A 25,075-nucleotide genomic window follows, 5' to 3' on the forward strand; every position below is an offset into this window, starting at 1 on the left:
GTCGCGAGAAGACCCAGAATGTGGTCGGAATCGCCCGCATAATGGGACGGGCGCTCGCCGCGATTTCGCCGCGATTCCCGAGCCAACGCCGCGTTGATATACAGCAAAAATCCGGATATTTGAGTGACGTCTTTCCTGACCGACCGCGTATCCGTGGAACCCTCGACGTCACGGACCGCGCCGCGTTCCTATCCCTGGCCGACCGCCACGACATCTGCGACATCGCGCACCTCGCCCGGCGAAGAAACTCGGGCGGTGAAAGCGGCGGCGGGGTGAAGGAGGGCGGTGAAAGCAGCGGCGGGGTGAAGGAGGGCGGTGAAAGCAGCGGCGGGGTGAAGGAGGGCGGTGAAAGCGGCGGCGGGTGAAGGAGGGCCCTGAAAGCGGGCGGCCGGCGAAGGAGGGCGGTGACAACGGGCGGCCGGAGCAGAATTCCGTCCGCCCGCGCCGTCACCGCGAAAACCTCAGGCGGCGGCGGCCCGCAACGCGTCCGCCATGGCGGCCACGAACGCGTCGATGCCCTCCCGGGTGACCCCGGGCATGCACACCAGGTGGCAGCCGCCGTTCCCGTCCCGGTAGACCGGCCAGTCGCGCAGGACCCGCGCGGGCGGCTCCGGGAACACCACCGTGAACGCGTGCGGATGCCGCCACGCCGGCACGCCGAGGCGTACGAGCTGGTCGCGTAGGTAGGCCGCGGTCTCGCGCGCCTCGTGGGCCCAGGCCCGCAGGCCGTTGTCGCCGAGGGTGGCCACGACGTACCACATGGCCAGCACCGGCAGGCCGTCGATCGAGCCGGCGGGGCTGTCGTCGATGGTGTCGATGTACGCGATGTGCTGCTCGCGCCGGTGGGCCAGGCGCCGGCCGACGACGAACCCGGTGGGCTGGCGGACGCCGAGGAACTTGTGCCCGCTGGCGGCGAGCGAGTGCAGCGGGCCGGTCTCGAGCAGGCCGTCCAGGGCCAGCGGGATGCCACTGAGCGCCGCGTCGCAGTGCAGGTGCCGGTCGGTGATGCCGGCGGCGTCGAGCACCGCGGACACCTTGCCGGGGTCGCTGACCGCCTCGGTGGTGGTGGTCCCGGCGGTGATGTTGACGATGGCCGGGGCGCCGGGCCGGAGCCGGTCGTACAGGTCGTCGTAGTCCATCTCGCCGTCGGGCCGGGACCGGACCGCGACGGCCGGGATGCTCAGCTCGTGCATCAGCTTCGGAATGCTGTAGTGATCGCTGTCGGTGTAGTAGCCGACGGCGGTCGCCGCGAACGTGTCGCGGCCGGCCAGCAGCCCGGCCCGGTTGCCGCCGGTGCCGCCGGTGGTCACGTTGCCCCACCAGTCTCCCTCGGTACGCAGCCCGAAGAACAGGTCCGCCGCCCAGGCCAGTACGGCACGCTCGGCCGGCTTGGTGTGGTTGCCGCCGGGCGGGTTGCCCAGGCGGTGGCCGATGTTGTTCCACGGCAGCGCGAAGAACCGGGCCAGCGCGCTGAAGTCGCCGGCCCTCGGCACCGGATAGAACAGGTGCCGGTCCCAGCGGGGCCGATCGTAGAGACGGGCCAGAACGGCATCGACGTCGACCGCCCGGCCGGTGATCAAGGACGCTGCGTCGTCGAGCGAGTCGTTGATCATCGGGCGGTCGCCGCCTGAAGGAGCCGGTGCAGACGCTGTAACCGGTCCCAGATCCGGGCGGTGCGCTCGTCGGCGTACCTGATCATGTCGTGTTGCCGGGTCCAGTGGCCGTACTGCGTCTCGATGGGCTGGTTCGCGGTGATCTGGTGCCGGCCGGTCTGCGGACCGGTCTGCGGCGCGCGGATCAGATGCACCGTGGTGTCGTCGTCGAGCAGCAGGTAGCCCTGGCCGCGCATCCGTAGCCCGCTGTACCGTTCGACGCCGCGCTTCATCTGCCGCCACGACTGCTCGGGAGTGTCCAGCGTGGACACACCGACGCCCATGTACACCATGTCGGAGGTCAGTTCCTCGGTGCGGCTGACCAGCCCGGTGAACGGGGTGCGCGGATCCCAGCGGCGGCCGAGCACGACCGGCTCGGCGACCTTCTGCTCGACCACCCGGGTCAGGTCGCCCAGCCAGTCCACGATGTCGGCGTTCTCGGTGTCGCTCAGCGACAGCCGCGTGGCGATGCTCGTCTCGTGGCTGCGGTCCACCGCCGGGTTCGCCGAGAACAGCACCAGGGCGTGCTCGCAGACGTCGTCCTTGGTCCGGATCAGGTCGGCGGCGTGTCCCGCGTGCGCGGCGTTCACCGAGACGAGCCGGTCGACGAAACGGCCGCGCAGGATGGTCGAGCGACTCGGCCGGGGCGGCGAACCCAAAGGCGAACCAACGGGCGAGCCAGCAGGTGGCGGCCCAAAAGAGCCAAAAGAGCCACTGGGAGGCGAAGGCCAAGAGGGCTGTCGCAACGTGTGACGGCCTTCGGGGTGCGTCATCGGGGTGCCTTTCACAACGGCAGGTGGGACAGGCGGACGTCGACAACGGAGGCGGCGACGGGCACACCGCGGCCGATCTCGCGGTAGATCTGCGGGTGCGCGCCCCGCAGGTACAGCCCCCAGATCAGGCCGATCACGGCCACGACCAGCACCACGATGGGGATCACCCAGTGGGTGGCTCCCTTGGAGCCGAGCAGGGCGTCCAGGTTGTAGATCATTTCTCCGAGGACGAACAGACCGCCGGCGAGGCCGAGCAGCGGGGCGACCACGCGGGCCAGCGGGCCCACCCGGTCCGGGCCCGAGCTCGGCAGCGTCAGGAACGCGGCCAGCGAGGTCAGGATCAGCAACGCCAGCAGCCCGAGTGCGCCCAGTGCGCTGAACCAGGCGAAAAGTGTCTGGACGGGGTCGGCGCCGCTGATCGCGAAGCCGAGGATGACCACCACCGAGATCGCGGTCTGCATCCACGACGCGGCCACCGGCGAGCTGCCGCGGCCGTCCTTGCCGGTGTGCGTGAGCCATTGCGGGAACACGCGTTCCCGGCTGATCGCGAGCACGTACCGGTTGCTGGTCGAGTGGAACGCCAGCATCGACGTGCAGATCGCCAGCAGCAGCGCGAAGTCGGCCCACGGTCCCATCTCCGGGCCGTAGTGCGCGTTCAGCAGCGTGTGCGGATCGGCGGCGGCCGCCTGGTCGGGACCGACCTCGGCGAGCAGCGCGTACGCGGTGATGGCGTAGGTGCCGACCAGCACGGCCAGCGCGATGAAGATCGCCCGGGTCGGCGCCTGCTCGGTCTGGCGTTCCTCGGTGAACGCGCCGGGCAGTTCAAAACCCATCAAGGAGGCGATCACGTACGCCACCCCGCCGCCGACAGCACCGGTCAGCCCGGACGCGCTCAGGCCCGCCGTGGTCAGCTGGCCACCGGCCGGGTCGGTCAGCGCGGCACTGTCGAACAGGACGACGATCAGCACGCCGACCCCGAAGACGATGGTGAGGAAGATCGTCGAGGCCGCGATGCCCCGCATGCCGAAGGCGGCGACGATCGCGGCCGCGCCCAGCGCCCACAGCCACCACGGCCCGGCCTTGAACAGGTTGTTCGCGGTGAACCCGAACAGGCCGTACTCGGAGATGAGAATGCCGTTGTACGCCAGCAGCGCGACCAGGCCGCCGGCCATGCCCACCGGGCGGCCCAGTCCGTGCGCGATCGCGGCGTAGTACACCGCCGGGTGCCGGACCCGCCGCGCCATCGCCGTGTATCCGACCGACAGCAGCGCGATCACCGCACCCACCAGCACGAACAAAAGGGGCAGCGCGATCACGCCGGTGGACGCGTACGTCGCGGGGATACTGCCGAGCAGCACCACCATCAGCGCGGAAGCGGCACAGGCGAACACCGTCAGCGCGGCGGTGCCCATCGTCTTACGTTCCAATACGGTCGGCGCCGTCATGGCCCGAACTCCTCCAGATCCGATACGCGGCCACAGGCTCGCGGTCACGTCGCTCCACTTCGGACTTCCTGTGGACCCGAGGATCGCCGTCGATAAAATCGGGTGTGGAGTAACCAACAATTTCCTAATGGGACGCTACGGGCCGAAACGTTTCACGCGCCACGTCGGACCGGGCGGCGCATCTCACATGAATGTCCGCCTCCGCTGTCACCGTTGTGACCGAATTTTGAAAGGACAGATCCCGTTCAAAAAGGGGGTTCCGTATCGTTGTCGATTGCTTGATCGGTGATGAGCTGCCGACCTTCGCACAGCGGGACGAGGTGCGTGTCCGGCAAGCTGAACTAGGCGTTACGCGGTGACTAGACTTCACTTTTGAGCGCTATGACGATTTCGGTGAGTGAGATCACCGTCGCCCAAGTGGCGGGAGACGACGATCACAACCGAGTCGATTGCTTGTCGTGCGTTGCTTAGGGGCGAAGGTGGACCGTCCGTCATGGACCACTTGGCGATTCGCCGGGATAAATAGAATGATCCGGGAAATGTCCCGGCGAAATTCATTCTATCTATCGCGAGTCTCCAATCACGATTGCGAACTGTGGCACCGCGATCCCGTTTGTTCCCGGTCAGGCCACGCACCGAACAGGTGCGGGCAAGAATGAAAGGGACGCGATGCTTAATCGACTCGCAGTGATCGGCGCCGGCGCGGTGTCGGCCGCGATGGTGGCGGCCGCACCCGGCATGGCCAGCGCTCATGGCCCCGAATCCGGCGGCCACGGCCCGCACGGGATCGTCCGCACCGATCTTGCGTCCGATCAGCCCGATGTCGGAAAGATCCACGACGACAAGCTCAAGAATTCGTGGGGAATCGCGCTCGGACCGACGACGCCGGTCTGGGTGGCGAACGCCGGCTCGGGATTCGCCACGCTCTTCAGTGGTGCCACGTCACACAAGGGGGTGTCCGAGCAGTCGCCGATCAAGATTCCGGCGGCCGATCCCGCCATGACCGGTCAGCCGACCGGGCAGGTGTTCAACACCACCAAGGGTTTTGTCATCCCGCATACCGGGAAGCCGGCGGCGTTCATCATCGCCGGGCGTGACGGCACCATCAACGCGTTCAACGGCGGCACCTCGGCGGTGCAGGTCAAGAAGGTCACCGGCGCCGTGTTCACCGGAATCGGGCTGATTCCGACGCGCCACGGCACCGTGCTCGCGGCCGCCGACGCCCGCAACGACCGGATCGACTTCTTCAACTCGAACTTCCAGCAGATCAGCCTGCACGGGGCGTTCGAGGACCACCGGCTGCCGGCCGACGCGAGCGTGTTCAACATTCAGGAGGTGGGCGGTCGCACCGTCGTGACGTACGAGGTAGGAAGTGCGTACGCGGACCCGACCTCGGACAAGATTCAGGGTTTCGTCGACGAGTTCTCGAATGACGGCCGGCTGCAGCACCGTCTCGTGAACCCCGGAGTGCTCCAGGAGCCGTGGGGGCTGACGATCGCACCGCGCGGGTTCGAGTACCCGGGCGACCTGCTGGTCGGCAACTTCCGCGACGGCAAGATCAACGTTTTCGACCCGCGCAACGGACACTTCATCGCGACGTTGCGTGACGACAAGGGCCACCCGATCGTGATCGACGGTCTGTGGGGCCTGGTTCCGGGCAACGGCGTCGCGGGCGACAAGGACGACGTCCTGTACGCCGCCGGTCCGAACCACCAGGCGAACGGCCTGTACGGCATTCTCAGCGCCAAGTAGATAGCGCCAAGTAGGCACGGCAGATCAGAACGCGGCTCCGGGAAACCGGGGCCGCGTTTCGCCTTGCCCGGGCCTGTGACAATCACCCCGGCGCGGGTCCGCAACACCGGGGAGAGAGCTTGTGACGGGTACGTCGGCGTTACTGCACGGCACGGTGCTGGCCTCGGTACTGGCCGGCCTTCCGCTCACGTGGCGGGCGCTGCGCTCCGACCCGGCCGAGCGCCCCGGTCCGGTGCGCTGGTGGTGCCGGCCCGGTTGGTGGCTGGCCCTGGTGGTCCTGGCACTGTTGGTCAATCAAGTGCTTTTCACCGTGTACGCCTTGCGGGTGCGTCACGGCGACATGTCGTACCTGGACGTCTACGTGCCCGGCGGCTGGTTCGAACTGGCCGACGGCCCGGTGATGCAGTGGCTGGCGAACCACACGCCCGCGCCGCAGGTGTTCGCGGTGTGCGTCCTGCGAGTGTCGTCGCTGCTGGAGCTGCCGTTCGGCATGCTCGCCTACCTGACCGTGCTGAACTGGCTGGACCCGCGCCTGTACCGGCGGATGACCGGCACCGCCGTCGTCGCGCTGACCGGCGCCTCGTACTCGATCACGTTCGGTTTGATCGAGTGGGCGCTGCACACCCCGTACACGATGCAGAACCTGGCGCTGCGTGCCGTCTCCGGCGTGGTCACGGTGTTCGCGCTGCGCCGGCTGGGTGCGTTGCCGTCGGCACCGCCCGGCGTCGGGGCGCCCCGAAGCGCGGCCGAACTGCTCGCGTTCGCGGCCTCGACCGTCGCGCTGGGTTATCTGGGGCTCGCCCTCTACGACAGCGTGCTGCTCTACAGCCTGGGCCGGGCCGGCGGCCACCTGCCCGGCGCGATGGTGGCCGGCCTGGTGCTCGCCGGCGCCCGGATCGCCGCGACCCGGCTGCGCCGGCGGCGCCGCGGCGCGGGCGAGGGCGCGGACCCGGACACGTGGCCACGCCGACGACGGCTCGGCGCAGGCGCCGGGCCCGGTCTGGACACGCTGACCACCGGCCTGTCCTGGTGGCTGGGGCTGTTCCTGATTCCGGCGCTGGCCATCCGGTACGAGCTCATCTTCGGCTCGGTGGCGTTCGGCGCCGCCGCGGGCCTGCTGGTCATCGGCGCGGCGACTTTCGCGGCGGTACGCGAGGTCTACGGCCGGCTGCCGCTCGACGGGCGCCGCGCGGCGGCGCGACGCTGGCTGCTCGGACTGGCCTTGGCGGCCGTGGTCGCCACCCTCGCCGCCGGTGCCGCGCTGGCCGCGCCCGCCCGGCACACCGAGAACCGGCTGCTCTGGGCCGCGTCGCTCTTCGTCCTCGCCGCGACCCTGGTGTGCGCGGCCTGGGACCGGCAGGCCGGTGCCCGGACGGCGGCTAACGCAGGGACGCGGGCATGAGGTCGCCGTGCGCCTCGAACAGCTCGTCGCACATCTGCCGGATCTGCGTGGTGGTGAGGGTCGCCGCGGTATTGGGGTCGAGCAACGCCGCCTGATGCACCAGGTTCCGGTCGCCGTCGAGCACCGCCCGGACGGTGAGCTCCACGACGTTGAGGAAGGTGCGGTTGAGCGCCGCGAGCTGCGGCGGCAGCGTCCCGACCGGCTGCGGGTGCAGGCCGTCGCGGTCGACCACCGCGGGCACCTCGACGCAGCACTCGGCCGGGAGGTTGTCGATCAGAGCGTCGTTGCGGACGTTGACGTAGATGTTCGCCGGCTGCCCGGTCTGGTGCGCGTGGATGAACTCCGAGGCCAGCTCCGAGGTGGGCGTCAGGTCCAGCGGCGCGTCGGAGTGCAGGGCGGCCAGGGTGGTGTCGAACTCGGCGATGTTCTCCTCGGAGCGCCGCAGATACTCCCCGACGGGCACCCGGAACCGCTCGATCTCCTCGTCGTGGTGCATGAACCACGGCACGTACTCGGCGCTGTGCTCGCTGGACTCGGTGGGGAAGTAGCCGAACTGCCGGAAGATCTCCACCCGTACGCGGCGCCGCAACTCGGGGTCGGCCTCGACCAGTTCGCGCAGCCGGGGATAGAGGTCGACGCCGTCGTGTGCGAGCCGCAGCACGAACGCCTGGTGGTTGAAGCCGGCGGTGACCAGCTCGAGCTCGTCGACCCGGTGGCCGAGCAGGCCGGCCAGGAAACGGTGCGTGTCGCGGACCGAATGGCACAATCCGACGACGTTGCGGAACGGGCTGCCGGCGTACACGGCCCAGGGAAGCATGGCCATCGGGTTGCTGTAGTTGAGCAGCACCGAGTCCGGGGCCACCTTCGCCAGGTCCTCGCCGATGCCGATCAGCACCGGGATGGTGCGCAGGCCGCGGAAGACGCCGCCGATCCCGATCGTGTCGGCGATCGTCTGGCGCAGCCCGTAGCGGGCCGGGATGTCGAAGTCCGCCCGGGTGGCCCGGTAGCCGCCGACCTGGATCTCGTTGACGACGTAGTCGCAGCCCTCGATCGCTGTCCGCCGGTCGACGCTCGCGGTAACCGTGGCACCGGCGCCCAGCTGCGTGCTGATGCGCCGGGCCAGCGCCTCGGCGTAGCCCAGCCGCTCCGCGTCGATGTCGTGCAGCGACAGGTGCAGCTCGCCACGGAGCTCGGGGAATGAACAGAGGTCGGTGACGACGTTACGAGTGAACTCGACACTGCCGGCGCCGATGAAACCAATCCTGACCATGCGGCAAAGTCTGCACCGCGCACAATCTTCGAACAAGGGAAGGCGCTGAACGCTCAGTATTGCCGGGAAAGTGTGCGCGTTTCACTCACACCGTGAGCACCTGGCAGCCCTGGGCCCGGATGCTCGCGAGCGCGATCTCGCTCGCCCGGGAATCGGTCACCAGAACGTCGACATCGGACATCTTGCAGACCTGGGCGAGCGCTACCCGCCCGATCTTCGACGCGTCCGCGAGCACGACGCTGACCCGCGCCTGCTCGCGCAGCACGGCGTTGACCCGGGCGCCGACCGGGTCGTAGTTGGTGCAGCCGGCCGCGGCGTCCACCCCGTCGACGCCGATGAAGGCGACGTCGATGTTGTAGCCGGCCATGAAGCTCTCGGCGGTCGGCCCGACCGTCTCCTGGCTGCTGCTGCGCACCTCGCCACCGGCCGAGAACACGCGTAGCCGCGGGTTGGCGACCAGGAAGGTGGCCACGTTGAGGGCGTTGGTGACGATGGTGAGCCCGTCGCGATCCATCAGCAGGCGGGCGAACTCGGACACGGTGGTCCCGCCGGTGGTGCCGATGACCCGGGCGTCCGCGAGGAACTTCAGCGCCTCCCGCGCGATGTGCCGTTTCTCCAGCGTGTCCTGCTCGGTCTTGTAGCTCAGCGGCAGGTCGTTGAAGGACGCGTGGGTGGTCGCGCCGCCTCGGGTGCGGGTCACCAGCCGCTGCTTCTCCAGGACCTCCAGGTCGCGGCGGACGGTGGCGGCGGAGACCGAGAACAGTTTGGCGAGCGTCTCGACCTCGACGCCGCCCTGGCCCACGATCGCGGCGACCATCTGGCGCAGGCGCTCCTTGCGTTGCACATCGAGGACCTTAGCATCCGCGACGCGCAGTTCGACAGCCCAGTGCTGCGCCTTTGCACGCTTAACAAGCGCGAAACGCGCAACTTTGACCGGCAAAACTGCGCACAACTCGGCTTTTGCGCAATCAGGGATTGACCGGCTGTGCGCAGAGTGCAAATGTTGTTCACGTCTCGCCCGGCAGTTGCGCACAGCGCGCAAACCCCGGCCGGGGCTTCGGGGGCCGTTGTCAAGGACGAGAAGGGCTAGCCCAGATGACTTCGTTGCGACACACCAGAAACGTCCTGCTGGCCGGTGCCCTGACGCTGGTGAGCGTGGTCGCGGCCGGCTGCTCCGGCGGAGGCGGTGGCGGCAGCAGCAGCGCATCGGACAAGACCACCGGTGTGACGATCACGGTGGCGCTGCCCACCGCGCCCCCGCCGCAGGCGTCGCTGGACGCGTTCACCAAGAGCACCGGCATCACGGTCAAGTGGACGAACCTCGACTGGGACAGCCTGCAGACCAAGATCGCCGCGGCGGCCACCGCCAAGACCTACTTCGCTGACGCGACCGATGTGGACTGGTCCCGGGTCGGCCAGCTCAGCAAGCTGAACTGGTTCTACCCGATGGAGAAATACCTCGACACCACGGCGCTCGCCAGCCAGATGCCGCAGATCAGCTCGTTCTCCCCGGGCGGTCACGTCATCGGCATCCCGTACGACGCCTCGTTCCTGGTGACGACGGTCAACAAGAAACTCTTCGACCAGGCCGGGATCACCTCGATGCCGACCACCCTCGACCAGTACACGGCGGACCTGCGTCAGATCAAGTCCAAGGGCGTCGTGCAGTACCCGCTCAACATCCCGTTCGCCGCGGCCGAGGGGCTGTCGACGTACTGGTACCAGACCACCGCGGCGTTCGGCGGGACCATCCTCGACGCCAACGGCAAGCCGCAGTTCGCGACGCCCGACACCCCGGGCTACCAGGCGGCACAGTGGATGGTCGACGCGATCAAGCAGGGTCTGGTGCCGCCGGGCAACATCAACGTCCCGGACACCCAGGCGCAGCAGACCCTGATGGCCAAGGGGACCGTGGCCACCACCTTCGCCGATTACTCCGGCAACGTCGGCAGCCTCTACAACGTCCCGGCCTCGTCCAGCGTGGTCGGCCAGGTCCAGTACCTGTCGACGCCGGGTGTGAGCGGCGCCGGGCCGAACATGAGCAACCCGGACGGCATCGGCATCCCGGTGAAGGCGAAGTACCCGGCCGCGGCCGCCAAGTTCATCGAGTGGTTCACCTCGGCGTCGAACCAGGCCGACTTCGCCGGGGCGAACGGGCCGGACAAGGTCATGCCCGGCTACTTCCTGCCGTCGCAGCTGGCCGGCGTCACCGAGCTGACCGAGAAGGGCAAGCTGATCGGCGGGCAGCAGTTGTCCGACCTGCTCAAGAACAGCGCCAAGCCGATATTCGCGCAGGGCGCCCCGTCCTGGTATCCCGAGTTCTCCAAATCCGTCTACACGAACCTGCACGCCGCCGCGACGGGCTCGATGAGCGTCGCGGACGCGATCAAGGCGATCGCATCGACCGCGAACGAGCTGTCCAGCTGATGACGGTCAACCTCAGCACCGACACCCGGCCCAGCGCGGGGCCCGCCCCCGCTGCGGTCCGGCGTCGCCGGCGGCGTTTCGACGCGCTCCCGTACGCCCTGGTCACCCCGCTGGCGCTGTTCATCGTGGCGCTGGCGCTGATCCCGGCGGGCGTGACGATCGTCCAGTCGTTCTACCGGGTGCAGGAGCTAAACCCGCCCACCGTGTTCGCCGGGCTGGAGAACTTCCGCCGGCTCTTCGGCGACTCCACCATTCGCGCCAGCATGGAGAACACCGGCCTGTACGTGGTCATCGGGGTGATCCTGTCCACGGTGCTGGGCATCGTCATGGCGGTGACGCTGCAACGGCGCTTCCGCGGGCGGTCGCTGCTGATCGCGGTGCTGATCCTGCCGTGGGCGCTGCCCGGCGTGGTCGAGGGCATCGTGTGGACGGGCATCTGGGACAGCAACACCGGGCTGCTCAACAGCGTCCTGAACTCGCTGCACCTGATCTCGGACTACCACGTGTTCCTCGGCCAGAACCGGCTGCTGACCATCTTCGCCATCGAGCTGGTGCAGATCTGGCAGATGACGCCGCTGTCCACGCTGCTGATCCTGGCCTCACTGCAGAACATCCCGGACGAGCTGTACGAGGCGGCGTACCTGGACGGCAGCTCGACGTGGGCCGCGTTCCGGCGCATCACGTTGCCGCTGGCCCGCCCCGGCATCGCGATCGCCATGGTGCAGGCCCTGATCGCCACCCTCAACGTCTTCGACCAGCCGTACGTGCTCAACGGCGCGGCGCAGGCCGGCGCCTCGCTGACCGAACAGACCTACTACGTCAGCTTCCAGAACCTGGACTTCGGCGAGGGCTACGCGCTGTCGCTGCTCATCACGGTCGCCACCCTGGTCATCGCGCTCGGTGTGGTGAAGCTGGTCTATCGCCCGGTGGAGTACTGATGCCGCAACGCAGATCGTGGGGCCGTCGCCTCGGCGTGCTGTTCATCCTGCTCTGGTCGCTGGTGCCGTTGTACTGGGCGCTCAACACCAGCCTGCAGACCGATGCGCAGATCAGCTCGAAGCCGGCGCATTACGTGCCGCCGTCGCCGACCCTGCACAACTTCCACTCGCTGCTCGTCGGTTCCGGCGAGATCCCGTCCACCATCCGCCGGTCGACGATCAACATCTTCGTCGAGTGCACCGCCGCGACCATCATCACGGTGGTGCTGGCAACCCTTGCCGCGTACGCCTTCGCCCGCATGAAGTTCCGCGGCCGGACGTTGCTGTTCTACGCGGTGCTGGCGACCATGGCGTTCCCCGCCTACACGACGCTGATCCCGCTGTACCGGATCATGAGCATGTTCAGCCTCGTCAACACGTACACGGGAATTGTGCTGGTCTATGTGTCGGGTTTCCTGCCGCTGGCGACCTGGATCCTGCACAGCTACATGACCACGCTGCCGGTCGCGATCGAGGAGGCCGGCCAGGTCGACGGCGCGGGCCGCATGCAGGTGCTGTGGCGCATCGTGCTGCCGCTGGCCTGGCCGGGCGTCGTGTCCACGGCGATCATCACGTTCCTGTTCGCGTGGGCGCAGTTCCTGTTCCCGCTGGTCCTGTCCAGCGACGACTCGACCCAGCCGCTCACCGTCGCGATCGCCGCGCTGCAGGGCCGGCACACCGTGCCGTTCGGGCTGCTCAGCTCGGCCGGTGTGTTCGCCATCGCGGTGCCGGCCGTGATCGCCGTGCTGCTCAACCGCTACATCGTCAACGGCCTGCTCAGCGGGAGCGTCAAGTGACGACGGTGGCCGCGCTCGACGTCGGCGGCACGGCGATGAAGGGTGCCGTGGTGCGCGACGACGGCACCCCCGTGACGTACCACCGGTGGCCGACACCGCGCTCCGACGGCCCCGACGCCGTGGTCGCGGCGGCCCTCAAGGCGGTCGACGAGCTCGTCGCGCTCTCCGGCGACGCGGCGGCGGCCGGCCTCGTGGTCCCCGGGCTCGTCGACGACGACGCCGGCGTGGCGATCTACTCGGAGAACATCGAATGGCACGACGTCGCCTTCCGTGACCTGGTCCACCAGCGCACCGGGCTACCCGTCGGCTTCGGCCACGACGTACGCGCCGGCGGGCTCGCCGAACGCACGCTGGGCGCCGCGGGCGGCGTCGACGACGTGCTGTTCATGCCGATCGGCACCGGCATCGCCGGCGCGATGTTCGTGGGCGGCGTGCTGGTGCGCAACCGGTACGCCGGGGAGATCGGCCACATCGACGTCGGGGCCGACGTCGCCTGCGCGTGCGGTGCGCGCGGCTGCCTGGAAGCGGTCGCGTCCGGCGCGTCCATCGCCCGGCAGTACCACCGGGCCGGCGGCGAGCGGCTGCCCGGCGCCCGCGAGGTGCTGCAGCGGCGCGCGGCCGGCGACCCGATCGCCGCGCGGGTCTGGGACGAGGCGGTCGATGCGCTCGCCCGCGCGCTCACCACCTACATCTCGCTGCTCGCGCCGGAGCGGATCGTCGTCGGCGGCGGCCTGGCCGGCGCCGGCGAGGCCCTGTTCGCGCCGCTGCGCCACCGGTTAGCGGAGCTGCTCGTCTGGCAGCGCGAGCCCGCCGTCGTGGCCGCCGCGCTCGAGGACAACGCCGCCTGCCTCGGCGCCGCGTTGCTGGCCCGCGCGGCCCTCCAGTCGTAACCCCCATCAGTTCCGAGAGAAAGACGAATCATCGTGACCGACAGCGCCACCTCCGCCACCCTCGGGCGGATCACGTCCGCGGAGATCGCCAGCCAGCCCGAGACCTGGGCCCGGGCGAACGAGCAGGGCGAGAACCGCCCGGCCGGGTTGCCGGCGCCGGGCGAACGGGTCCTGGTACTCGGCTGCGGTACCTCCTACTACGTCGCGGCCGCCTACGCGTGGCTGCGCGAACAGGCCGGGCACGGCGTCACCGACGCGCTGATCGCCTCCGAGGTGCCCGGCGAGCTGCGCGACTACGACCGGGTGCTCGCGATCAGCCGGTCCGGCACCACCACCGAGGTCGTCCAGGCGCTGCGCGCGCTGCCCGGCGGGGTGCCGGTGACCGCGGTGCTCGGCGAGCTGGGCACCCCGGTCGGCGCGGCGGCCACCGACATCGTCGACCTGTCCTACGCCGACGAACGCAGCGTGGTGCAGACCCGGTTCCCGACCACGCTGCTCACGCTGCTGCGCACCCAGCTCGGCGGGTTCGACGCCGCCGCGCTCATCGAGCAGGCCCGGTCCGTGCTGGCCGATCCGGTGACCACGCCGGAGCCGCGTCAGCTCGTCGTGCTCGGTTCCGGCTGGGCGGCGGCGCTGGCCCAGGAGGCGGCGCTGAAGTGCCGCGAGTCGGCCGGGATGTGGGCCGAGGCGTACGCCACCGGGGAGTACCGGCACGGCCCGATCAGCGTGGCCGGCCCCGGCACGCTGGTGTGGTCGCTGACGCCGCTGACCCCGCTGCAGATCGAGGCCGTGGAGGCGACCGGCGCGACCGTGCGGCAGGGCACCCGCGACCCGCAGGTGGAACTGGTCGCCATCCAGCAGCACGCGGTGGCCTGGGCGGCGGCCGGGGGCCGCGACGCCGACGTGCCGGTGCACCTGTCCCGGTCCGTCGTGAAGCTGTGATCCTCGCGGTCTGCCTTAATCCCGCGGTCGACGTGACCTATTCGGTGGCGGCGCTGCGGTACGGCACGTCGCACCGGATCGCGGCGGTGCACCGCCGGGCCGGCGGCAAGGGCGTCAACGTCGCCCGGGTCCTGGCGCAGGTGGGCGAGCCGGTCGCGGTGTGCGGTTTCGCCGGTGGCGGCACCGGCCGATGGCTGCGCGACGAGCTGGCCGGCTCGGGCGTCGCCGACCGGCTGACCGGGATCGACGGCGAGACCCGGCAGTCGGTGGCGGTGGTCGACGAGGCCGACGCCACCGTGTTCAACGAGCCGGGCCCGCCGGTGCGCGACGCCGACTTTTCGGGGCTGGCGGACACGTTCGAACAGCAGCTCGCCGGGTGTGCTGCCGTCGTGATGTCGGGCAGTGTCCCGCCCGGTGCGCCGGTCGACGCGTACGCGCGGCTGGTGCTCCTCGCCCGGCGGCACGGGGTGCCGACCGTCGTGGACACCTCCGGCGCACAGCTACGGTCCGCGGCCGATGCCGGCGCCACCGTGCTCGCGCCCAACCGCGACGAGGTCGGCGTCGCGTCCGGTGACCCTGCCGCGCTGCTCGAGGCGGCGGCCGAGCTGAGCCGCCGCAGCGGCGGCACCGCGGTGGTGTCCGCGGGCCGTGACGGACTGGTCGCGGTCGACGGCGAGCACCACTGGCGGGCGCTGCCACCGCGGCAGGTCACCGGCAACCCGACCGGGGCCGGCGACGCGCTGAGCGCCGGCCTCGCCCGCGGCCTCGCGCACGGCTCCCCGTGGCCGCTCGTGCTCGCCGACTCCCTCGCCCTCGCCGCGGCCGCCGTCGCCGCGCCGGTGGCCGGCCAGGTGGAGCTGAGCCTCTACCGCGAGCTGGCCGCCGTGCCCACCGTGGAGGAAGTACCGTGCCCCTGATCCCCACCGCGGACCTGGTCCGCTCCACCGCCACCGCCGTCGCCGCGTTCAACGTCATCACCCTGGAACACGTCGAGGCGGTGGTGCGCGGCGCGGACGACGTCCCGGCGCCGGTGGTCATCCAGATCAGCGAGAACGCCGTCAAGTTCCACGCCGGTCAGCTCCTGCCGCTGGCCCGGGCCGCCGCCGCGATGGCGCGCACGGCGGGCGTCGGCGTGGCGCTGCACCTCGACCACGTCACCGACCTGGGACTGCTGCGTCAGGCCGTGGACGCGGGCTTCTCGTCGGCCATGTTCGACGCCGGCGACGCCGCCTACCCGGACAACCTGGCCCGTACCGCTTCGGCCGTCGAATGGGCGCACGTCAACGGGCTGTGGCTGGAGGCCGAGCTCGGGTACGTCGGCGGGAAACCGGACGCGCCGGCCAGCGCGCACGCGGCGGGGGTCCGCACCGATCCGGCCGAGGCACGGCAGTTCGTGCGCGACACCGGCGTCGACGCGCTCGCCGTGGCCGTGGGCAGCTCGCACGCGATGACCAGCCGCACGGCGACGCTGGACCACGGGCTCATCGCGGAGCTGGCCGCGGCGGTGCCGGTCCCGCTGGTGCTGCACGGCTCGTCCGGCGTGCCCGACGAGGAGCTGGCCCGGGCCGTCGACGCCGGCATGCGGAAAATCAACGTCGGCACCGCGCTGAACGTCGCGTACACCGGCCTCGTCCGGCAGGCCCTCGACCGCGACACCGCCGTGGTCGACCCCCGCAAGTACCTGGCCGGCGCCCGGACCGCGATGGCCGGCGAGGTGAGCCGGCTGCTGCGGATCGTCGGCGGTCAGCGGAACATGGCCTCGCCGAGGTAGGAGCCCTCCGGCGGGGCGGGCGGGGTGAAGAAGACGGCCGAGCCGATGTGCGAGATGTACTCGTTGAGCGCGTCCGACGCGCCGAGCTTGGACTGCAGGGTCTCGAAGTGGGCGGGATCGTTCTGGTAGCTGACGAACAGCAGCCCGGCGTCGAGTTGCCCGACCTGGTTGATGCCGTCGGTGTAGTTGTAGGAGCGGCGCAGGATCTTCAGGCCGCCGTTGTTCTCGTGGGCGGCCAGCGCGATGTGCGCGGTCGGGTCGATGACCGGGGTGCCGCCGGTGTCCTTGGCGGTGAAGTCCGGGGTGTCGAACTCGTGCGTGCCGGTCAGCGGCGCCCCGGACTCCTTGTGCCGGCCGAAGACGCTGTTCTGGTCGCCGACCCGGTCGGTGTCCCAGTTCTCGACATGCATCTGGATCTTGCGGACGACCTGGTAGCTGCCGTGCCGCTGCCACTGCGGACCGCCGGTGACCCAGACGAACCGCTGGAAGTCGGCGTCCTCGCGGATGTTGCGGGTGCCGTCCTTGAAGCCGAGGAGATTGCGCGGCGTGACCTGGCCGGGCCCGGCGGAGGCGCGGCCGAAGCCGAGGGCGGCCCAGCGGGTTTCGGCGGTGCCCTTCGCGAGCCGCGCGAGGTTCCGGATCGCGTGGTAGGCGACCTGGGGGTCGTCGGCGCACGCCTGCAGCGAGAGGTCGCCGCCGGTGATCGCCGGGTCGAGCGCGTCGGACGGCAGCGGCTTGAGGTCGCGTAACAGCGCCGGCTTCTGCGCCGCGAGGCCGTACGTGCCGGTGAACACCCTCGGCCCGAGCCCCACCGTGACGGTCAGCGACGCCGGGCCGAGCCCCAGAGCCTCGCCGGTGTCCGTGCCGGCGCTGTCCTCGCGGGACGGTTCCACCTGGCCGATGCTCTGCCCGGCCATCAGCTGAGCGATCGCGCCGGACCAGCGGGCCAGCAGGACCTGCAGATCCGAGCGCAACGGCGAGGTGAGATCGAAGGTCATGTAGACCGTGTAGAGCTGCGGCGGTGTCCTGATGCCGGCCTGCTCGGCACCTCCGTAGAACGGATAGGCCGGGTTCAGTTGTCGGGGCCGGCCGGCGAAGGCGGCGTTCGCGCCGAGTGCGCCGCCGGCGCCGGCCGCCACGCCGCCCGCCGCGACCGCTCCGAGGAGCAGGCCGCGCCGGGAGACGGCGGGTTTGTCGGGGCCGGTCATCAGCTTGCCGTCGCCACCTTCTCGGCGATGTGCGACAGCGGCTCCTGCAACGCCTGGATCGCCTTGCTCAGCTTCGCCGCGTCGGAGGCCTTCAACGCCGCGGTGTAGAGCTGGTAGCCGCCCGGAACGCTCGCGTCCCGGTAGGTGTCCAGCAGCTTGCCGACGCTGGTGAACTGGGCGTTGACCTGCTGGGCCAGGGCCGGGTCGATCTTCTGCATGCCCGGGTCGAGGAACGCGAACGCCTGCTGCGCGCCCTCCACGTTGCCCGTGAAGTCGACCAGGTCGTAGTGGCTGAACTGCTCCTCCTCGCCGGTGATCTTCGTGTTCTGGACCTCCTCGAGCAGGTCCGCCGCGCCGTTGGCGAGGTCCTCGGGCTGGTAGCTCAGCGTCTTGACGACCTTGTCGAGGGTGGCCACGTTTTTCGACAGCTCGGCCGCCTGCTGCTTGGTCTCGGCGCTGATCTTCCCGCTCTGGAACAGGTCACGCTCGATGGCGTGGAAGCCGTGCCAGCCCACCTTCGGGTCGAGGTTGGAGGCACGCATGTCGATGAGGTAGTCGAGGTTGCCGGCGTTGTCGGTGGCCTTGAACCCGGGCAGCACGAAGCCGTCGACGTCCGATTCGATCCGCTCGTAGAACGGCCGGGCCACCGGGTACTCGGCCTTGGCCTTGGCCAGGTCGCCGGCGTCGATGTCAGACTGCAGGGTGCCGGTCGCGGTGACCATGGCGTCCACCACCCCGTCGACGTAGGTGGCGTAGCCCTTGGTGCCGGCGGCCAGCACGGTCGTGGTGCTGCCGCTGGGCGGTGCGGCGGGCTGGCCGGTGACGGTGAAGTTCTGCGTCTCCGGAGCGGCGCCGGGGCAGAACACCTGGTAGTTCCCGCCGCCGAGGGTGACCGTGAAGCTGACCGGGGGCAGCCCGGGCGCGAGGTTCTCCTTCTCGCCGAGGATGCGGTTGGCGCTCTGCAACTCGACCTCGGTGATCGCGGTCGCGGTCTTGTTGGCGACCGTGAACGTGACCGGCCCGGCCTTGGCGGTCCGGTTGTCGAGGCTGCAGCTGTCGCCGGTCATCGTGACGGCGACCTGCGAAGCGCCGTTGCTGACCGGCGCGACACCGCCGGCATCGGCGGCGGCCGCCGGTGTGCGCGAACCGCTGTTGCTGGAACAGGCGGCGAGCGCCGTGGCGGCGACTGTTGCGGTGGCGGCGATGCGCCAAAAATGGTGCACGGTGTTTCACTCCTTATTACGCGGACAGCCGGCGCCCGGCGACGGCGGCCAGGAAGACGGCGGCGACGCCGAGGGCGATCGGCACGTCGACCCCCCACAGCGAGTGCTCGGTGGTGGCGTGCTGGATCGAGGTCAGCACGCTGTCGCGGTAGGCGGTGGAGACCTGCCAGGTGGCCGGGCGGGCCGCCGCCGCGGACAGGGTGCGCGCGGTCTGCAGGCCGCTGCCGGAGATGGTCAGGACCGACGCGGTCTGCTGGATCCCGTCCAGCAGCATGCCGTCGGCGACCCAGACCGTGATCGACCGATGGGTCGACCAGCGGGCGGTGAACGGGCCGGGGTGCTGCTGCGGGTTCAGGCCGACCGGAAGGTGACCGCCGGCCAGCGCCGTGAGCTGGGCGATGCTGATGGTGGACGGTGCCGGTACCGCGGTGGCGGTGGCGTCGACGGTCCACGTCGAGGAGTCGATGCCGTCGTGCAGGTCGGCGCGCGCCTGGGCGGGCGGCAGCGCGAGCGACTGCGTCGGCGAACCGGTGGCGCTGACCAGCAGGGTGCTGCCACCGGCGGACAGCCGTAAGGTGCCGGCGTCCGGCGCCGCCGCCGCGGCCGCGTCCGGCACCAGGGCGGCCACCTCGCCGGGCGCGTCCGGACGGCCGCCGGGCACGGCGATCGCCAGGACGATCGCGACGACCGCGAACGCGGCGCTCATGCCGAGCTGGAGGCGCACGGCGGCGCGGCCCTGCGGCCGGTACGCCCGGGGCCAGTAGACGAACGCCGCGACCGGGATCAGGTAGGCGAACCAGCCGAGCACCTCGATCAGCCGCGGGTCGGCCGGGATGCCGAGCACCCCGGTGATCAGGGCGGACTGCACGGTTCCGGGGGCGACCAGCCACGACAGGTTCACCGTGCTCTGCTGACCGGCGCTCAGCCAGCCGGCCTCGTGCGCGGTGCGCAGCGTGGTGATGGTCAGGCCGGCGGCCACCAGGATGAGGAACGCGCCGGTGAAGCGGAAGAACCGCGACAGGTTGATCTTCACGCCGCCGGCGTAGATGCCCCAGCCGATGCCGATCGCGACGAGCACGCCGATGACCGCTCCGGTCGCGGCCAGCGTCGCCGATTGGGCCGCTTCGAACGTCGCGAGCAGGAAGACGCTGGTCTCGAAGCCCTCCTTGAGGACCGCGAGGAAGGCCATCACCGCCAGCGCGTAGGCGCTGCCCTGGCCCAGTGCCTCGGCCGCCTCGGCCTCCAGCTCGCGTTTCATCCCGCGGGCGTGCTTGTTCATCCAGACGATCATCGTAGTGACGAAGAAGATCGCGACGGCGCCGATGACCGACTCCATCGCCTCCTGGTCGCGCTGCGGCAGCGACCGCTCGACCAGGTCGAGGCCGACCCCGACGGCGATCGACAACGCCACGGCCAGCAGCACGCCGGCCCACATCGGGCGCAGGCTCTTGCCGTTCTTACGCAGGAACGCCGCGATGATCCCCACGATCAGGGCGGCTTCCAGGCCTTCGCGTAAGCCGATGACCAGCGTCGCGAGCACGCCGCCTCCCAGCAGTTAGATTAGGCTCACCTAATCCACGGAGCGTAAGGGCGGTCCGCGTCACGATCCATCGGCGGTATCTCACACCTTTGGCCCGCAGGTGCCGCCACCTGCGGTGATGAGGGTCCTGTGACGCGGCTAACGTGCCGCCGGGGCTCAGTCCCCGATCGTGGGGCAGGTGCAGCGGTGTCGCTCCGCGGCGGCCAGCAGCTCCATCAGGTGGGCCCAGGGCTGGCGGACGTTCTCGCCGCGGCGATGGGCCATGAAAGCGCGGACCGGAGCCGCGATATTCGCCAGCGGGTGGTGCCAGGCGTCCATCACCACGGCCTTGTCCACCTGGCCCCGGGCGAGGTAACCCGCCATCGTGTCGTAAAGGGCCAGCGAGTAATTGATCTCATCCCATCCTGGATCACCCAGACGGGGGAAATTGTTCGCGGCGGCGGCCTGAAAGAGATGTCGCCGGCCCGCCGCGGCCTTGGAGTCCACCAGTAACTCGTGAATACGCTGATACGTGGCGGTGCGGGCCATCGCTGCGGCGTTGTCCGCGGCGTCCTCGGCGATCTTCCGCGTCGCCCGGATGTTCTGGCTGGTGGCGACGATGGAGAAGAGCAGCGCCGCGAGCGACACGATGAGTGCCAGGAGATCTTTGTTCGCGGTCCAGAAGCCCTCGGCAGCGACCACTGTGGAACTCCCGTTCTGGGCGAAGGCAAGGCCGGATCCGAAAGGAGAATAGTGAGAGCATTTATCCGCAACAATCCCCCGAAGGTCCATAGTCGAACCACCCGGACGTGCGTAGTCATAATGCCGACTCGCGGAGACGATTACCCGACGACCGGGACGGAGTACGGTCAGAGATCCTTTCCTTCGGGGTGCTTATTCCATGATTCGTACCGAGAGCGAAGCCGTCGGGACATCGCTGCCCGAGAAGCGGTGGACGACCCTCGTGGACAGCGTTCTGTCCGGCCACTGCACGCCCTTCCTGGGCGCCGGCATCGGCATCCCGCACCTGCCCAGCGGCCGGTCGCTCGCGATGAGCCTCGCCGGCGAATTCGAGTATCCGTTCGCCGACCCCGACAACCTTCCGCGGGTCGCCCAGTATGTCGCGACGACGTACGACGATCCGAATTTCGTCAAACGCAACGTCCAGCGCCGGATCCAGCAGGCCCAGCAGGAATGCCTCGAGGCGGCCGGCGGCGCGGCGCCGGAGAACTATCGCGTGCTGGCCAAGCTCGGCCTGCCGCTGTTCGTCACCACCAACTACGACGGCCTCATGGAGCAGGCCCTGCGCACCGGCGGCCTGGACCCGCGGATCGAGGTCTGCCGGTGGAACAACCAGCTCGCGCAGTCCCTCGGGCGCTACCGCACCGGCGACCTCTCCGCCGCGAAGCCGGGGGTGTTCCACATGCACGGGGCGCTGGAGAACGCGTCGTCGCTGCTGCTCACCGAGGACGACTACGTCGACTTCACGGTGAGCCTCGCGCTGGAACCGGTCACCAACGTGCTGTGGCACCACGTCCGCCGCCGGCTCGGCCCCGACTACAGCCTGCTGTTCCTCGGCTACAGCCTGGAGGACTGGAACTTCCGGGTGCTGATGAAATACCTGTTCCTGCAGCAGAAGGTGCACCGGTCCGGGCAGGCCTCCAGCCTCAGCATCCAGCTGTCCGACGCGGAACTGCCGGCGGACCGGCGGCAGAAGGCCGAGTCGTTCCTCACCCGCTACTTCGAGACCTCGGCGATCCGGGTGCACTGGACCGACGTGTCGGGTTTCCTCGCCGAGCTCGGCGAGAGGCTGAACGCGGCCCGGCGGTGACCTCGCCCCCGGCCGTCCTGGTGGAGACCGACGGCAACCCGTTCCCCGGTCCCCGGCCGTACCGCCGCGGCCAGCAACTGTTCTTCGGGCGCGCGACCGAGACCGAGGAACTCGCCTCCCTGGTCCTGTCCAGCCAGGCCGTCCTGCTCTCGGCGCCGTCCGGCTTCGGGAAGTCGTCGCTGGTGGAAGCCGGGCTGCTGCCCGAGCTGGAGCGCCTGGGCGTCCGCGTCTCCCCGACGGTCCGGCTGCTGCGCGCGGGCGGCGAGGCCGGCGGGAACCCGTTCATCCGGCTCGTCCGCGAGTCGTTGCGCGGCGGGTCGCACGCCGAGGACGCCGGCTCCGACGACGAGACGCTCGCCGAGGTCGTGAGCGAGCTGCGCGGCGATCTCGGCCGCCCGTACCTGCTGGTGCTGGACCAGTTCGAGGAGGTCTTCCTGGACGAGGCGCTCTGGCCCGAGCGCAGCGAGTTCCTCCGCCAGCTCCGCGAGGCGCTGCAACGCGACGACCAGTTCCGGCTGCTGATCGCGATGCGCAGCGACTACCTCGAAGAGCTCATCCAGTACGAGGGTGAGCTGCCCTCCCGCCTGCTCGTGCGCTACGTGCTCGAACGCGTGGACGCCGACGCCGCCCGCGAGATCGTCAAGGACGCGTTCCGCAGCACCGACGTGCGCATCCCGGACGCCGACGTCGAACGGCTCGTGGACGGCCTGCGCACCATCCGGATGGACCCGCCGGCGAAGGCCGTCCGCGGCCGGTTCGTCAACCTGATCCAGCTGCAGATCGTCTGCCGCCGGCTGTGGTCCGCGCGGGTGGCGGCCCAGTCCCAGGACGCGCCGGTCGCCGCGAACCTGGACCCGGTCGACGTCGACGCGTCGATGCGCAGCTTCGTCGACGAGGCCATCACCGCGGTGATCACCACGACCGGCACCGACGAGGGAGTCGTGCGCCGCTGGCTGCAGGATCGCCTGGTTCGCGGCCGCCGCCGGACGATCCACGTGCTCGACGGCGGCGGCGGCGACCTGCCGGCCGAGGTGATCGACTCGCTGGAACACGCGCGGCTCATCCAGATGGAGCGGCGGCACCGCTTCCGGTGGGCGGAACTGACGCACGACAGCATGGTGGCGGCCGTCCTCGACTCGAACGAGATCTGGTTCGCCCGGCACCGGCGACGCTCTCGCAAGGTCACGATCGTCGCGCTGCTGCTGCTGATCGGGCTGGTCGCGGGCTTCGTGTGGGTGCGGGAGCCGCTGCCGCCCGGAGTGCTCGCCGCGAAGACGGGAACGCTGACCCACGACGGCGAGACCCTGGAGTTCAGCGCCAAGCGAGACTTCCAGGTCGTCCTGGCCTCGATCACCGTCATGTCGGGCGACGGTGACGCGATCAAAGCGGCGATCGTCCCGATCGAGCCGGACGGCACGTTCGGCCCGGAGCTTCCGTACGCCACGACCGAGAACGGCGACGACTCCCTGGTCCTGACGGCCGCGGTGGAGGCGGGGCGCCGGTACGCGCTGACCCTGACACTCGACGACGGGCAGGACTACGTCGGCTATTCGGCCGAGGTGCACGGCCTGCGCAAGGCCGAGAAGCCCGCCGACAAGATCGGCGCGGGGAACCCGCTCGACGTCGACGACTCCGGGCTCGCCGTCGAGATCGCCACCGACGGTGTCTACGCGGTCCACACCGACCGGCCCTTCACGCTGACGGTGGACGGCGGCCGGGCCCTCTTCGAGGACGACGCACGCGGCTACACGACCGTGACCCGGGCCACCCGGGGCACGTATCTGGTGATCACCGCGGAGACCAGATCATCGGTGTGGATCAGCCGGATCGAGTCGAGCGGCTCGATCGGTATCGGCACGACCGCGACGATCACCGGAACCGGCGCGGGCCACCTCGCGGTGCCGGTCGATCCCGCACGCCTGCCGTTGCGGTTGACGACCCGCTGCAATCGTCCCACCCAGATCAACGTGGCCGACGACGTGCGGCACCAGACGTCGATCTATGTCGACACCGGGGTGGCCGGCCCGGAGAACCATTCGGTTGATCTGGTCAACGGTGCGGGCCGGTTGTTCGACCTCGTGGTGGTGGCCGACGAGCGGACCGGCAGCCTGAGTTGCACGGCCACCCTGGGCGAGACGCCCGGCAGCGCGATTCGCGAACCCGGTTCGCTGTCGATCGGCTTACCCAAGGACGATTCCTCCGCCGCGTACGGGATCCACCTCAAGCAGGATGCCGTTCTCATCCTTCCGGCGATGAAGGACGTCACCGCGAAGCTGACGTGTTCGGGCGACGACGAACAACGAGCCTACGGTGGCCGTCTGGTCAGCTACGTGTCCGGCAAGCAGGACTGTGTGCTGCTGCTGACCGGGGACCCCAGCGGCGAGAATCGTGCCGCCCGGCTCACCCTGCTGCCGGTGCCGGCGGGGGTCGGCCGATGATCCGCTTCTGGCGGCTGCTGGCACCGGGCCTGACGTTCTCCCTCGTCGGCACGATCTGGTTGGTGCTCTGGGGCCAGGGCTGGGTTCTTCTTCGCGGTGGCCTGGTCGCCGTGGCGCTCTGGGCTCTCGCCGTCCAGATCGTCGCCTCGGTGCTCGCCGTGTCGGCACTGGACGACCTGCGTAAGGGATCGCTGTGGCTGGGCCGGTTGGAACGGCCCCGGCGGGGCGGCATGGTCGACGTCAGCAGCCGGCCGACCCGTCTCGCCGCCGCCTTGCGCGACTTCTACCGGCTTCCCTTCCTTCCGGTGATGCTGCTGATGTTCGGCGCCGGGGTGACGTTGTCCGGCGTCGCCATGGGCGTGTTCGAGGGCGAGTCGACGCTGCGGACCCACATCGGAAAGGTCACCACGAGTCCCGCCGAGATCGCGGTCGGCGTGCTGTTCGCCGTCGGTGCCCTGGCATACCTGGTCGTCGGCGGCCGGGGCGCGTTTCTCGGCTTCGTCGTCGGTTTCGCGAGTGCGAACGTGGTCGGCCAGGCGGTTCTGGCCCCGGACAACGCCATCTACGCCACGCTGCCCGCGTGGGGCGGCATCGCCTTCGTCAGCGCTGTCGCCGGCCTCGTGGTGAAGACCGTCGTGCGGGCCGTGTCGCGGCGCCGGCTCGCGGGGAATGCCTAGTCCGTCGTTCAGGTCCGGGCCATCCGGGGGTCATCGCTCCCCTGCAGGGTGCAGTGCGTCTACTTCCCTATCTCAGAGATG

At 70.1% G+C, this 25,075-nt stretch carries 22 protein-coding genes; 13 read left to right on the forward strand and 9 right to left on the reverse strand.

Annotation, left to right across the window (positions count from 1 at the left end; genetic code table 11):
* Positions 1-365, forward strand: a 365-nt coding sequence (locus HH310_RS25610) for a hypothetical protein (RefSeq protein ID WP_169178199.1), incomplete at its 5' end; no start/stop codon positions are given.
* Between the two features lie 96 nt (positions 366-461).
* Here the strand turns inward: HH310_RS25610 and HH310_RS25615 are convergent.
* From HH310_RS25615 to HH310_RS25625, 3 genes are all read right to left on the reverse strand, one after another.
* The gene (locus HH310_RS25615; RefSeq protein WP_169178200.1) at positions 462-1,613 is read right to left on the reverse strand and encodes a pyridoxal-dependent decarboxylase; all 1,152 of its coding nucleotides are present in this window, start codon (positions 1,611-1,613) and stop codon (positions 462-464) included.
* A complete protein-coding gene (locus HH310_RS25620; RefSeq protein WP_169178201.1) occupies positions 1,610-2,311 on the reverse strand; it encodes a hypothetical protein in 702 nt (233 codons plus the stop codon). The genes HH310_RS25615 and HH310_RS25620 overlap by 4 nt, the downstream gene beginning before the upstream one ends.
* Before the next feature lie 125 nt (positions 2,312-2,436).
* Positions 2,437-3,870, reverse strand: a complete 1,434-nt coding sequence (locus tag HH310_RS25625; RefSeq protein WP_169178202.1) for an APC family permease — start codon at positions 3,868-3,870, stop codon at positions 2,437-2,439.
* A 669-nt stretch (positions 3,871-4,539) separates the two neighbouring features.
* Here HH310_RS25625 and HH310_RS25630 point away from each other — a divergent pair.
* On the forward strand, positions 4,540-5,622 hold the full coding sequence (locus HH310_RS25630; RefSeq protein WP_169178203.1) for a TIGR03118 family protein: 1,083 nt from the start codon (positions 4,540-4,542) through the stop codon (positions 5,620-5,622).
* 121 nt (positions 5,623-5,743) lie between these two features.
* A complete protein-coding gene (locus tag HH310_RS25635; RefSeq protein ID WP_169178204.1) occupies positions 5,744-7,024 on the forward strand; it encodes a hypothetical protein in 1,281 nt (426 codons plus the stop codon).
* On the opposite strand, the gene HH310_RS25640 is transcribed toward HH310_RS25635, so the two are convergent.
* The gene (locus tag HH310_RS25640; RefSeq protein ID WP_169178205.1) at positions 7,002-8,294 is read right to left on the reverse strand and encodes an alpha-glucosidase/alpha-galactosidase; all 1,293 of its coding nucleotides are present in this window, start codon (positions 8,292-8,294) and stop codon (positions 7,002-7,004) included. The genes HH310_RS25635 and HH310_RS25640 overlap by 23 nt on opposite strands.
* An 85-nt stretch (positions 8,295-8,379) precedes the next feature.
* The gene (locus tag HH310_RS25645) at positions 8,380-9,138 is read right to left on the reverse strand and encodes a DeoR/GlpR family DNA-binding transcription regulator (RefSeq protein ID WP_169178206.1); all 759 of its coding nucleotides are present in this window, start codon (positions 9,136-9,138) and stop codon (positions 8,380-8,382) included.
* A 251-nt stretch (positions 9,139-9,389) separates the two neighbouring features.
* On the opposite strand from HH310_RS25645, the gene HH310_RS25650 reads away from it, so the two are divergent.
* From HH310_RS25650 to HH310_RS25680, 7 genes are read left to right on the forward strand one after another with little or no spacing between them, the layout of a single operon-like run.
* Positions 9,390-10,721 carry an extracellular solute-binding protein gene (locus HH310_RS25650; RefSeq protein ID WP_169178207.1) on the forward strand — a complete coding sequence of 444 codons (1,332 nt, stop codon included), beginning with the start codon at positions 9,390-9,392 and terminating at the stop codon, positions 10,719-10,721.
* A complete protein-coding gene (locus tag HH310_RS25655; protein WP_169178208.1) occupies positions 10,721-11,659 on the forward strand; it encodes a carbohydrate ABC transporter permease in 939 nt (312 codons plus the stop codon). The genes HH310_RS25650 and HH310_RS25655 overlap by 1 nt, the downstream gene beginning before the upstream one ends.
* Positions 11,659-12,495, forward strand: coding sequence for a carbohydrate ABC transporter permease (locus HH310_RS25660; protein WP_169178209.1), 837 nt, complete (start codon positions 11,659-11,661; stop codon positions 12,493-12,495). The genes HH310_RS25655 and HH310_RS25660 overlap by 1 nt, the downstream gene beginning before the upstream one ends.
* Entirely contained in the window at positions 12,492-13,385 is an 894-nt protein-coding gene (locus HH310_RS25665; protein ID WP_169178210.1) for an ROK family protein, read from the forward strand. The genes HH310_RS25660 and HH310_RS25665 overlap by 4 nt, the downstream gene beginning before the upstream one ends.
* Before the next feature lie 33 nt (positions 13,386-13,418).
* Positions 13,419-14,327 (forward strand): SIS domain-containing protein, encoded by a 909-nt coding sequence (locus tag HH310_RS25670; RefSeq protein WP_248294409.1) that lies wholly within the window; start codon positions 13,419-13,421, stop codon positions 14,325-14,327.
* Positions 14,324-15,244: a 1-phosphofructokinase family hexose kinase gene (locus HH310_RS25675; protein ID WP_169178211.1), complete on the forward strand. Its 921-nt coding sequence runs from the start codon at positions 14,324-14,326 to the stop codon at positions 15,242-15,244. Before HH310_RS25670 ends, HH310_RS25675 begins: the two co-directional genes overlap by 4 nt.
* The gene (locus HH310_RS25680; protein WP_169178212.1) at positions 15,235-16,098 is read left to right on the forward strand and encodes a class II fructose-bisphosphate aldolase; all 864 of its coding nucleotides are present in this window, start codon (positions 15,235-15,237) and stop codon (positions 16,096-16,098) included. Before HH310_RS25675 ends, HH310_RS25680 begins: the two co-directional genes overlap by 10 nt.
* Here the strand turns inward: HH310_RS25680 and efeB are convergent.
* From efeB to HH310_RS25700, 4 genes are all read right to left on the reverse strand, one after another.
* A complete protein-coding gene (gene efeB / locus HH310_RS25685; protein ID WP_169178213.1) occupies positions 16,071-17,306 on the reverse strand; it encodes an iron uptake transporter deferrochelatase/peroxidase subunit in 1,236 nt (411 codons plus the stop codon). The two genes, HH310_RS25680 and efeB, sit on opposite strands and share 28 nt — an antisense overlap.
* Complete coding sequence (gene efeO, locus HH310_RS44080) at positions 17,306-18,529, reverse strand: iron uptake system protein EfeO (protein ID WP_211192634.1); 1,224 nt, start codon at positions 18,527-18,529, stop codon at positions 17,306-17,308. The genes efeB and efeO overlap by 1 nt, the downstream gene beginning before the upstream one ends.
* A gap of 16 nt (positions 18,530-18,545) precedes the next feature.
* On the reverse strand, positions 18,546-20,069 hold the full coding sequence (efeU, locus tag HH310_RS25695) for an iron uptake transporter permease EfeU (RefSeq protein WP_169178214.1): 1,524 nt from the start codon (positions 20,067-20,069) through the stop codon (positions 18,546-18,548).
* A 156-nt stretch (positions 20,070-20,225) separates the two neighbouring features.
* Positions 20,226-20,840, reverse strand: coding sequence for a hypothetical protein (locus HH310_RS25700; RefSeq protein ID WP_169178215.1), 615 nt, complete (start codon positions 20,838-20,840; stop codon positions 20,226-20,228).
* A gap of 109 nt (positions 20,841-20,949) precedes the next feature.
* Here HH310_RS25700 and HH310_RS25705 point away from each other — a divergent pair, with 109 nt between their 5' ends.
* Genes HH310_RS25705 through HH310_RS25715 form a run of 3 tightly spaced genes read left to right on the forward strand, consistent with a single transcriptional unit; the run spans position 20,950 to position 24,994 of the window.
* Entirely contained in the window at positions 20,950-21,879 is a 930-nt protein-coding gene (locus HH310_RS25705) for an SIR2 family protein (protein ID WP_169178216.1), read from the forward strand.
* Positions 21,876-24,317 carry an ATP-binding protein gene (locus tag HH310_RS25710; RefSeq protein ID WP_169178217.1) on the forward strand — a complete coding sequence of 814 codons (2,442 nt, stop codon included), beginning with the start codon at positions 21,876-21,878 and terminating at the stop codon, positions 24,315-24,317. Before HH310_RS25705 ends, HH310_RS25710 begins: the two co-directional genes overlap by 4 nt.
* Entirely contained in the window at positions 24,314-24,994 is a 681-nt protein-coding gene (locus tag HH310_RS25715; protein ID WP_169178218.1) for a hypothetical protein, read from the forward strand. Before HH310_RS25710 ends, HH310_RS25715 begins: the two co-directional genes overlap by 4 nt.
* Positions 24,995-25,075: the final 81 nt, after the last annotated feature.

Source organism: Actinoplanes sp. TBRC 11911, assembly GCF_012933445.1.
Classification (GTDB): Bacteria; Actinomycetota; Actinomycetes; order Mycobacteriales; family Micromonosporaceae; genus Actinoplanes.